The sequence below is a fragment of the Burkholderia sp. MSHR3999 genome (assembly GCF_000833595.1).
Taxonomy (GTDB): domain Bacteria; phylum Pseudomonadota; class Gammaproteobacteria; order Burkholderiales; family Burkholderiaceae; genus Burkholderia; species Burkholderia ubonensis.
In genome coordinates this window covers 1,371,559-1,383,212 of the sequence record NZ_JRFO01000001.1, presented here as the reverse complement: position 1 = coordinate 1,383,212, position 11,654 = coordinate 1,371,559, and the positions used below count along the sequence as shown (strand labels likewise).

At 56.8% G+C, this 11,654-nt stretch carries 6 protein-coding genes; all 6 read right to left on the bottom strand.

The window, feature by feature from the left end; all coding sequences use genetic code 11:
* Nucleotides 1–3: 3 nt before the first annotated feature.
* The 6 genes from KY49_RS06555 to KY49_RS36900 all read right to left on the bottom strand — a co-directional run bounded on the left by KY49_RS06555 (nt 4) and on the right by KY49_RS36900 (nt 11,626).
* Nucleotides 4–300 (bottom strand): toxin-antitoxin system YwqK family antitoxin, encoded by a 297-nt coding sequence (locus KY49_RS06555; RefSeq protein WP_042583863.1) that lies wholly within the window; start codon nt 298–300, stop codon nt 4–6.
* A 266-nt stretch (nt 301–566) separates the two neighbouring features.
* Nucleotides 567–968: a DUF6795 domain-containing protein gene (locus KY49_RS06550; protein WP_042583862.1), complete on the bottom strand. Its 402-nt coding sequence runs from the start codon at nt 966–968 to the stop codon at nt 567–569.
* 245 nt (nt 969–1,213) lie between these two features.
* Entirely contained in the window at nt 1,214–2,356 is a 1,143-nt protein-coding gene (locus tag KY49_RS06545) for a DUF1176 domain-containing protein (RefSeq protein ID WP_156162435.1), read from the bottom strand.
* Between the two features lie 195 nt (nt 2,357–2,551).
* Nucleotides 2,552–7,531 carry a DEAD/DEAH box helicase gene (locus KY49_RS06540; protein ID WP_042583861.1) on the bottom strand — a complete coding sequence of 1,660 codons (4,980 nt, stop codon included), beginning with the start codon at nt 7,529–7,531 and terminating at the stop codon, nt 2,552–2,554.
* Nucleotides 7,532–7,762: 231 nt separating this feature from the next.
* Nucleotides 7,763–10,846, bottom strand: a complete 3,084-nt coding sequence (locus tag KY49_RS06535) for a TrlF family AAA-like ATPase (protein WP_042584590.1) — start codon at nt 10,844–10,846, stop codon at nt 7,763–7,765.
* Between the two features lie 543 nt (nt 10,847–11,389).
* Nucleotides 11,390–11,626: a hypothetical protein gene (locus KY49_RS36900; protein ID WP_156162434.1), complete on the bottom strand. Its 237-nt coding sequence runs from the start codon at nt 11,624–11,626 to the stop codon at nt 11,390–11,392.
* Nucleotides 11,627–11,654 lie beyond the last annotated feature (28 nt).

Sequence of the window (11,654 nt, the reverse complement as noted above, 5' to 3'; positions counted from 1 at the left end):
TATTCAAGTCTCGGGCTGTCCCTTAGCGTTCCAGTACTGCCAGGGCCCCACTTCGGCCCCGCGATCATAGTGACCAAGTGCAGCGAGCTGCCCATTTGAATGGAAGTCTTTCCAGGGTCCATGTTCCACGCCATGTTCGTAGCAGCCTTCTGAAACGATCGTACCGTCCTCGCTGTAGGCAATAAACTGGCCGTGCCTGATCCACCGGTTACCGTCAGGAGCAAGGTATCGGGTGTAGCGATATCTCAATGCTCCACTCTCGTAGAAAATCTCGGCGATCTCCAGGTCGACCACTTCCATTCTCCAAATAGATAACCGAACGAATGCGAGTAGTGCGCATAAGACGGAATGGTTGCGATCAAAAAATCACGCCGACAACCAGAACGCCCTATCCGCATTCATGTATGCGTGCGCGTGTTGCATAAACGTGCCCGTACTCAGCGACGCTTTGATCCGCTCGAAGGTTTGCATCAGCGACGATGCGAAAGCATAACTTGAACACCACATGGCCAAGCACGGCATCACGGTAATAAACTTCATGCGGTTTCGATACCAGCCTCTCTGCATCAGACCGCCTTGCAGATCCCGTAATGCTTGCCCTCGTAATCGGGCTGACGGCTCAGCTCGCACACCAGATGGAGCGGATGGCCATCGAGTTCCGTGTTCGCGTTATAGGAACTCTTGCCGTGCAGCCAGGCCACGTACTCCACGCCCTGATACCGGACCACGATGGTTTGCTGGATCGTCGGCTGGGCCGGAATCAACCGGAGTAGACCGGCGTTGCGTTCGATCGCTGGGAGCGCGAAAACGCCCGCTTCGTCAGTCATCGTGCGCTGTGGCGGAATTTCATTCACGTCATCCGACCACACAACCTTCTGGACGAGTTCAGCACCGGCCACTGGCTTGCCATCCTTCAACACAGTGCCGTGAACTTCCGAAAACAACACGAGGCGGCTGAACACGCCCATGGCCCATCCCTCCGGCAACGCCCCTAGAAACCCTGCAAGTGCGAGTAGGAGTATGCTCGCCGAACGCATGATGACCCATCGCCATGACTGCCTTACATGCCTGCGCGCCGCGGCGACAGTCTCCTGTCCCGTATCCCGCGAGAAACGCCGGATACCCCGAGGCATACATGCACGAATAAGTGCCTGCCAGAGCCCCGCATCGTGTTCCGGACTCGGGATGGCGTGCTTGGGCCGGGCTCGTAGACTCACCGTATCTTCGTCCGATATAACCACGGCCAATCATCCATGAAGAGACCAGAACATGCGCCCTGAAATCGCTTCTCTGCCAGAACGAATTTTGCACCGTCGAAAATCCATGTCGTCGACGCACCGCAATCGCCGACGCTTCGGACTCTCTCGAAGCTGACGAGCTCACCTCGGCTGGAATCGTAGCCGGCGCCCGTCAGCGCGTTCCGTGGCCGCGGATCATCGTTATTCCCGACACCGGTGTTCTCGCCCAAGTCGAGTCGCTTCGCGGAAAACGGTGTTTGACGGTTCACACGGCACCAGAGGCTCGTGTCGTTATAGGCCGTGCTATCGCCACATCCCAGCGATACCAATGCCTCACTGGCCGAGAGGGCAACAGCCGCGCTCCCTTGGCGAGGCGCATTCTTGTCGTCCGGATCGTCGAGCCCCCCGTCACAGCGATCCACGTCAGCGCGAAACCGAGCATACGTCGCGTTCACGAGCCGGCGCTGCTCAGCCGTCGACAGATCCGGCCCAGGCTTTGCCGGCCCGACGATGGGCAGCGTCATCGCTGCCGGCACCGACGACGTGGGGGCCGCGCCCTTGCGACGCCACGCCGTCACCGTACCAACGCGCCCCTGCACGTCGTCGATCGCCAGCAGCGCCGCGCTCAAACCCGCTAGCGAAATTCGTGGTGCGTCAGTCGCTGCCGGGGCGCCAAAGCTCATTGTGCCGGCGTCGCGAGCAGCCTCGACCCAGGCAGCGACGACAGAAGCGTCTTCTGTAGCGAGCCGGTAGGGGTATGTCTGGACGTTCTCGTCGTGCCATGCTTTCGATTTCGACGGATCGATGCGGAATGGACGACCGTCAAGGCGCATCTGATCTGCACTGAAAGGTTTGTCTGCCGCAACCTGCAGCTTCACCAAGTCATCCGGCCCGGCGTCGCGCCACAGCCAGGCGACAAGACTGGGATCATTGTCGTCAGCGCCTTCGGCAACACAGCGTTTGACGTTATCGCAAACGACCTCCCAGCTCTTGAAATCGCGAACGTACGATTGATCGCTCTTAGAGCCTGCTGCCGCTAGCGTTGACGAAATTGCACACAACGCGCACGCCAAACCGCGCAGGAAACGGCGAGACAGGCTCATGTCGACAATCCCCATCTGAAACTCGCCGAGAATCCTCCTCAGCGGCACGCACAATCGGTAGAACCAGCAGCGACCATCTTATAACCGGACACCGCCAGACGGGCACCAGAGGCACGGCGTGACGCCTCCGGACAGCAAAGTGCAGAAACGCAATGCCCTATCTTCCCATTCTGCAGCCGACATATCTTCCAGGCCCGCAGACACGCCCAATCACGCAGTCAATGCATCCGGCGCATCGTTCGATTCGACCAACTGTCCAACCGTCGCCGCCGGCTGCTGAACATCGAGACGCGGCAACGCCTTCACGATCCTCATCGTTTCGAGACTGACCGTCACCACGCGTTGGAACAATTCCAGTGGGTAGCGAGGATTGCGCATCGTCTCAATGGCCCAATCGTTCGCGTCGTTGACGATGCCGCTGTCCTTGTCAGTCTTAGCGCACTGCCGTTCGACAACCCAATCCAGTGCCGGTTTGCCGTTGACTACGTATTCATAGGCTTCCAGCGGAATACCCTTCACCGTGATCTTGTCGTTATAGATCAGCGTCGAGAGGTCCTTGTCCTTGCCATTCTTGCCGTACCGCATCTTTTCAACACGGTAGTCGGCGTCAGTCAATAGCAGATCACCGCCGACCATCTGCAATGGATACTTATCCACCGTCTCGTAATTGACGTGCAGATCAGCCAGCTTCCGGCCAGCCTTCGAAAAAGCCCAGAAATCGTCAGCGGTTTTCACGCACGGGATGCGCGGCAACTCTTTGCTGAGATTGTCGGCGTACCGATCACGGTAGTCCGGTGAATGCAGTAGGCCATAGACGTAGTAGAACAAGTCTTCCTTATTGATACCTTCGCCCGGATAGGCCGACTGAAAGTGTGCCAAACCTTCATCGGTCAGCCCATCGCGGCGTTTGCGGTCAAGCTCGACACAGTGCGGCGCGGCAAACAGCCCGGCCTGCGGCGAAGCCACGTCGTCTTCTTCGACCGGGTTGTCATAAAGATACAATGGAAAACACTGAGCACCGCCGTCAATCTGGAACTCGACGACCCTGTCCACCATCAGTGCCAATTGACCCTCGCCCGTCCATCGCTGCTTTATCATTATCATCCGATTGGTCGCCGATGCATCTGGAAAGACGCGTGGCATCTGATACACCATCTCGTTGAAGCGGCGATTGAAATACAGCCATTGCTTTTTAAACGGACGGTACAGGCTCTGGGTCAGACACTGATCGTCGAAGGAAAACTGTCGTCCCTTGGATAACTCTTGCTTCAGCGAACGCGACCAACTGATTTGCGCCGGGTCTGTGTTGACAAAACCATCCTCAACTTTCGCTTCCCGCGCCTTCTTGTCTAACTCCGGAAACGCGTCGGTGAGGCGCATCACCTCACGATTGTAAAAAGCAATCATACGTGCCATGTTGGCAGCTAACGCTTCCCTCGAAGCGTTGTAGCACCACGCATCTCGGGCGGTCAGAACGCCCTGCGAAAAATTCTCAAATAGTTTGGCCGCGTTTCCCTTCTTGTCCCCCAACGCAATGTATTCGCCGAACCGGCCATCACGCTGTTTAAGCCAGTCGCCGTGTTCATCAGGTGCAATGAGCCGCCATCCGTCAGCCTTGGAGATACCGTTGATACTGGCGAAGGCGCTGATTTTCGCCAGCTTCTCTTCACGGTTCAGGTAGTCACCGATGTCATAAAAACGAATTTGTCCGTGCTGTACTGCATTGGGATTCTTGACCAAGATGGAAATGGCAATCGGCGCACGGCTGCCTCCCCCAAAAATTTTGCCACCCTCCCTGCGCGATAACTCACCAGACGTTCTCTGATTTCCGCGTAGATGGAACACATATATACTGCTGAACTCATCGGCTAGGCACTTCCGCAGACCGTCAGCGGTGTTCGAATCAAGAAAGCCCGCATTGGTGACAAAGCCTATGACGCCGCTATCGCCGATTCGGTCGCTGGCCCACCGTATGGCACGAATGTAGCTGTCGTACAGCCCTTTCGCGAGTACCGCATTCGACCGCTCTGCATACGTGCTGCGGATGCGGCTGTCCAGGTGCGGATACTCAACATTGTCGTTATTGTCGTTCTCGCTTCTCTGACCGACCGAATATGGTGGATTGCCGATAATCACCCGGATATCGAGCTTCTTTTGCCGTTTTCTCCGCGCGCTGTTCTGCGCCAGCACGGCATCCACCAAGTCTTCCTTTTCGTAAAGCTGGAAAGTATCAGCAAGGCAGATGCCTTCAAACGGCTGGTACTCGCCGCCCACGATGCTGTGATACACGGCTTCCGTATTGATGGCCGAGATGTAGTAAGCCAGCAGGACGATCTCGTTCGCGTGGATTTCGTGCTTGTATTTGTGCGGCAGTTCTTCGGGCGTGATAAGGCCGCTTTGCATGAGTCGCGTCACGAACGTGCCGGTACCAACGAAGGGATCGATGATGTGAACGCCCTTGCTTCCCAAGGTCTGGCCGAATTCGGTCTGCAACACATGACCTACGCTGTGGATGATGAAGTCCACCACTTCGACCGGCGTATAGACGATCCCCAACCGCTCGGTCATCTTCGGGAAAGCGTTTCGGAAGAACTTGTCGTATAGCTCAACGACGATCTTCTGCTTGCCTGCTGCGTTGTCGATGCCTTCGGCCCGAAGCTTCACACTATCGTAGAACTTTTCCAGCGTGTCTGCTTCTTTGTTCAGCCGGTGTTCGTGCAGCACATCAAGAACGCCTTGCATCGCAATAGACATCGGATTGTGCTTCGCGAAGCTGTAGTCTTCGAACAGGGCATCGAACACCGGCTTGGTGATGAGATGCTGCGCCAGCATCTCGATGATTTCACCGTCCGTGATGCTGCCGTTCAGGTCGTCGCGCAGTTCATCGGCAAACGCGTGGAACGCTTCTCTTTCCTTCGTGTTTTCTGGGTTCTCGATGATGGCCGTGATGCGGTCGATGTGAGTCCGGGCGATCTTGGCAATGTCATTGGCCCAGTCTTCCCAGTGATGCCTATTGCCGACCTTCTGGACCATCTTGGCATAAATAGCCCTTTCGATCTCACCGATCTCGAATTGCAGTTCGTGCTGGTCCGGTTCCGCCCGCTCCCGGACCGCTTCGCCGATGGTGAAGCCGCCCTTTCCAGCGTCCTTGTTCTTCGGCCCCTTTGCCTTCCCCTGTTTTTTCTGGATTTTGTCGGTGATCGCAATGACTTCCATCTTGCTGGTGTCCTTGCCGATCAGATCCAGCTTGTTCACCATCGCATCGAAGCGATCATCGTGCGAACGCAGGGCTTGCAACACCTGCCAGACCACCGCATAGGTCTTGTTGTCATTCAGGGCTTCGTGCGGTTCGACACCAGCTGGGATCACCACCGGCAACACCACGTACCCGCGCTTCTTGCCCGGTGCATTACGCATCACACGACCGACCGACTGCACCACGTCAACCTGAGAATTACGCGGCGTCAGGAACAACACGGCATCCAGTGCCGGAACGTCCACCCCTTCGGACAAGCAGCGAACGTTGCTGAGAATGCGACAGGTGTTTTCGGGTGTCTCGGCTTTCAGCCATGCCAGCTTCGCTTCCTTCTCGCTGGCGTTCATGCCGCCATCGACGTGTTCGGCTTCACAGTGCAATCGCACCGCCTGTTCGAATTCTTCCTCTTCCTGATACGCCTCAACGACCGCTTGGAACATCGAGGCAATCTGCTTCGAACTGACCTTGTGGGTCTTGGCACCTTTCGAAACCTCGATGACCTGACAAAAGGCCACCGCACGGCTCATCGGACCGCCGTCACCAACCAAGTCTTCGGTCAATCCTTGCTTGGACAGCGCCTTCCAGCAGCCGACGATCTTGGCCGCGTCGTCGACCTTCAACTGGTTGTTCTCATCCCGCAGCAGGTCTTGCAGACGTCGGTTGACGTGCGTCTCTTCAACCGCCAGCACGATCACCTTGTAATCGACTAGCAGTCCGCGCTTCACGGCTTCCGAGAACGTGATGACAAACAGTTCATTCCCGTACAGGGCTTTGTCGTCCATCGAACAAATCGCCACGTTGTCACGTTCAGCTGTGGCCTTGGCTGAATCGCCGTAAATGCGCGGCGTCGCCGTCATGTACAGGCGCTTGGCGGCGCGGATGTAATCACCATCGTGAACCCGAACGAAGGCACTTTCATCGTCGTCGCCGAACGTCGCGCCGGTCGTGCGATGGGCTTCGTCGCAGACGATCAGGTCGAAGTCCGCCAGACCGAACTGCTTCTGCGCACGACTGATTACGTCGATGGAGTGATACGTGCTGAAAACGGCGCTCATATGCGACGCGTCGTGCCGCTTCGCCATCTCTGCCGCCAGTCGGGCCGAATCCGTGGTGGCCGGGTAGCGCAGTTCATGGATGAAGGTCTTAACCTCATCGTCCTCTTTCTTGCGCTTCTTCCCCACATCACTGTCCGAGCACACCGCGAAACTATGAAGCGGTGTTTCACTTTCCTGCGTCCATTCGGTCAGGGTCTGCGACAGTAAGGACAGGCTTGGAACAAGGAACAGGACCCGCTTGCCTGCACCGGCCAACGTTTCGGCAATCTTCAGGGCCGTCATCGTCTTGCCGGTCCCACACGCCATTATCAGCTTGCCCCGATCTGCATCCGCCAAGCCATGAATAACAGCCTTCAAAGCACTCGCCTGGTGCGGACGCAATTGCTTCTTGGCCTTGATAACCGGCGCCGCTTTCGGCTGGTACTTCTGCCAATCGATCTGACTTTCTGCAAGGGCGGTCAGGTCGATCTTGCTGACTGGCGGCTGCTGATTCAGCAGCGCATCTTCGGCGTGCTCGCTCCAATGGTTCGTCGTGGCGACGATGATCCGGCGCATGAAAGGCTTCTTGCCCGATGCCGTGAAGAAGCTGTCGATGTCACTCTTCTGGACCTTATGATCCGGCGCGAACAGCTTGCATTGGATCGCGTGGAATTCGTCCGTGCCGCGCGTCTTCGCCACAAGATCGATACCGGTGTCCCGCTTGTCCAGTCCTTGCAAGTCGGCCCATTCCGCATAGGTCCAGACATCGCTGTACAGGTCGCGATAGGTGGCCTCGTTCTGTAGGTAGCAGACGATCAACTCTTCGAAGTAGGTTCCCTTCTCCCGCTCAGTAACGGCGGTGTGCCGGAAGGTATCGAGAAGCAGTTCGAGGGCAGTCATAGGTGCTGAGTCGCTTGTTATTGTGGCGATCAAACCACGAAGCCGACATTATGCCTTTCGGCCAACGGGTCGTATGTATCGATTTGCCGGGTCTACCCCGATCTAACCGCCCTATCGGTACGCCACTTCCGATACCGACCTGGTGACGGACACAAAGATGTGGGGAACTACCCTGCAAGCACGACGGCGCATATCGTTTGCGCCGATGGCCTGATACCGGCTCCACTGCCGTTAGTGATATTTGATCCGCCGGTTATTGAAGGCCGGCTTCGTGCCCTCCAGCACGTCCACGACGCGGCGGTTGATCGCCGGATTCTCGATCGAGCCCCCTGTATAGGATATCCTTGACCCGCCCTTTCGATCAAAGCTGCACCAGATCACCTGCTCCGCGTCACACACCACGGCAAGGTTCGGATTGTGCGTCACCATGATGATCTGCCTGCGCGTCTTGGCTTCGGTAAGCACCGGTACGAGCAGACCCACGACCGTTTCGTTATCGAGATTTTCTTCCGGTTGATCCAGGATGATAGGGTTTCGTCCTTTGTCAACGAGCAGGTAAAAGATGAGCAGCAGCGCGCCGCGCTGTCCTGGCGACAGTTGCTCGATCTGGGTGTCCTGAAAAAGGAGCGAGTAACGTGGCTCGAGGAACGACAGCCCGAACAACAAGTCATATACGTCAGTAGCTGACTTGTCCTTGCGCAACATGCTTCCAAGACCCGCCGACGCTTTCGCGCTATTCCCCGATGCAGCCGCGGCGATCTTGTCGTGAAGTTTGGTCACAAAGCTGACCGCGTCGCTGCGTTTATTGAAGTCATGTTGCTCTGCCAGCTTACGGACGACGCCGAAACTTTCGTCATCGCCGCGGAACTCGCCAGCGTTCTGCTTAATCAACGCAAACAGGTCCTCCGATAATCGATCGATCGAACCACCAAGCGTTGCCTGAAACTGCAGTTTGTACTCGTCGCGGATGAGACGGTTGCCCAGAATCAGGTCCTGCACCGGCTTGAACAACTGCTCACGTGCCTTTCGTTGCGCTTCGAGTACGTCGAAGATTTCGCCGGTGAGTGCTTCGCGTTTCGCCCGATAGCCATCCAAAACAGCCGGTAGTTCATCGAGCTGTATGATCCTCGCCCGCAAGCCTTCCAGTGTATCGGGCGCTTCGGCCGAACCAACCAGCTCCGCCAATTTAGCGTTCCACTGCTCGATCGCTGCCAAATGTTGCTGGTAGAGAAGCTGCGGCGCGTCGAGCTTCGCCTGAAAGCTGGCCTGGTCCTTCAACAACGTCTCTTTTCCCGTCACGTCAGCGTCTACCGACTGACTGAGCTTAGCCTGCTCATCTGTCACGCGCGCCTCGATATCGTCTAACGGCTTGGACACAATAGAGAATGTCACCAGATCTTGTGCGGTCAGACCCATGATCGCCAGATCGTCTGCCGCATCCTCCATAAACTGCTGGTAGGCACGCGCAAGGAGTCGCAAGTGCTCCTTTGTATTCTGGATCGCCTTGGACTTGCCGGCGAGTTGCGACCGGGTCGCTGCGGCCCGCGTCATACGCTCATCGAGGCTTCGGAGCTTTTCAGCAACCGCAGCCAAGGCCGTTGTCGCGGCTTGTTGCTCTGGCGACAAGTCGGTACCAGGCGCGGCGACCGGAGCCGGCTTGATCTTGTCGTGCTCGTCTTTCTGGCGAATTTTTAGTGCGAGCAATTCCTCCAGGGATCGCTTCACCTGCGGCTGCAGTTGCTCCTCGCAGGTGGTGATCCGTTGGTTGATGCCACGAAGCTCTTTCCGGAACTCATTGAGCTGGGAGCGATATGTTCTTTCTTGCTGTTCAACAAGTTGATCGAAGTCGAGCGCACCAAGCCGAATGGCATCGTCAGCATGCGAGAAGATTACGGCGCGCAATTCCTTCTCGAAGGCATCGGAACGACCGGACACGTGTGCGTTGCAAAGGTCCTCGAAGTGACCTTGTGGGATATATCGAACCAGCTCGACGTTGTCTTGCGGTGGGTTCTCGTTGAGATTGCGATGTTCTGTATTGCCGTCGAGCCAGGATAACGTGCCAACGAAATGCCTCGCGGGGTCGCCTGATTTGCCCCGAAAGCGCTCCTTCTTGAGAAAAGAGAAGTGCGCCGTCTGACGCGAATTTCCGAGCAGGGCCAGCACGTCCGCGAGCGCGCTCTTGCCACTTCCCTTGTTCCCGATGATCGCCACCAGATCCGGATTGAGTGGCAGCTTGGTTCCATCGAGCCAGTTTCCGACGGCACTGGTGCCGTCCGCCTTGCGGACCTCTATGGCATCGATGAAATAGGTTTTGTTGGTGTCAATCTCCTCCCGTTTGGGAGGTCGCGCACCAATGTAGGACCGCTTCAATGGCTCCATGATCGCTTGCTGGAGCCCCTGAAAGGTGGGATCGGCTTTGATCCAGGTCGCCTTCCCTGACGGATAGTCGCCATAGCCCCGCCGATCGTTGTCGCCTTTGACACCCACAAAACAGTGCGCATCGCTTCCGGACACAACCAGTCGTGGAACATAATTCAATCCCGCCTGGAAATTCTTGAAGAACTTCGTATTGCCCGGCGTTTCCTGTCCAACAAACGCGTCGCGAAGATCCCGATTCCTGGACTCGAAAATCGGCGAGCTCTGAAAAAGACCAAGAAAATAGGCGTAGTGGTCCTGCCATTTGACTTCGCCGAGTCCATCACTCGTGTCATATGGCATAAACCCGATGGCGTGTCCGTTCGGCACCTGCCTGATCGCCTTCTTGTAGGATTCGCAATTGATTTCAGCGATCGTCGATCCGGCACGCAAGGCGACCGCATCGTCCTGATCCACTTGTGATTTATCAAAACCGTGGTGCTTGAGCTTGTCGGCGCCGACTTGACGCGCCAACGCGACGAGCGCCGCATCGGACAAGGGACGCTCGACGAGCTCGATGGTCAGCGCCGATTTGAAATCATGGAGCGACTGGTCATCGATCTCGTTCGAAAAGAGAACGTGCGCGTTGAGGCGGCAATGGGTCGGTGCCGCGAGCCGCAGCTCGATGCCAGGGAAGACCGTTTTCTTCAGCGTCGGGGCATCCGGCTCCTGCAAACGTCGTTGGAGCGCAAACCAGCCGTCAAAGGTCCAGTAATCCATGAGCGCGAAGACGGCCGGTTCGGCGGCATTCATTGCCTTGATCATCTCGTCGACGAGGGCGCGATGGGCCTCAGACGCTGGATCGGCATCAAACCGCTGGCCCTTCCAATGAAACGATGCCGGCGTGTGAATATGCAGATCCCATTGCCGCCACTCTGAACCACGTTCGTACTTGGTCATCCGCGCCCCCATTCCTTATGAACCGCGTTCCGTTCTTCTACCCCTCGCCCGTGATTATCACTGGTTTTCGATTCGGCTGAACTATTGCCGAAGCACGGCAGCTTTGCGTATGGCAAGCACGTTTGTACCCGGCGGTGGTCCTGCGCTGCCGTCCCGCTGCCTCGTGATCGCAGACACCCGCACGTCGTGGACGGCCTTGACCCGACTTGGCGTATCCTTGCGCTCAGGAACCGATGGAGGTTGACCGGGATTTCGGGTGGGATGGGCCAGTTGAAGCGCCCGCGGTTTTGATAGTCGCTTTGCTAGTCGCCAAAGAACAAAAACCCCGCAGAGCCTAGACTCTGCGGGGTTTCGCCGCCATAAACTGGCGGAGACGGAGCAATTGCGTTGACCGCCTACCGCGCGTCTTGTTGCTTTTTTACAACGCGATCTGAATTCCAGTCGGTGCCGCTGCGAGCCGCATATCAAGGGTCGAAAGCCCTCTACCGATTAGTACATTGGCTAGTACATTAGATTGACCGTGAAATTTATAACATTTACAAATCAAGAAGTTATATAAATAATATGAAGCCTCTCCTGGGCACCATCTGTTTCAAAAAGGTCGGCTTCTAGCCGGCCTTTTTCATTTATGGCCCAGGAAGCAAAGCGCCTGCGCGCTTTGCGCGAGGACTCGAAAGGCTGCGCTTGCAAGCGCAGCCGGGGTCGCGCCCGTGTGACCGAGTCCTCTCCTGGGCACCACTTGATTTCAAAAAAGGTCAGCGCAAGCTGGCCTTTTTTCATTTGCACGCCCAGGAAGCAAAGCGCCCGC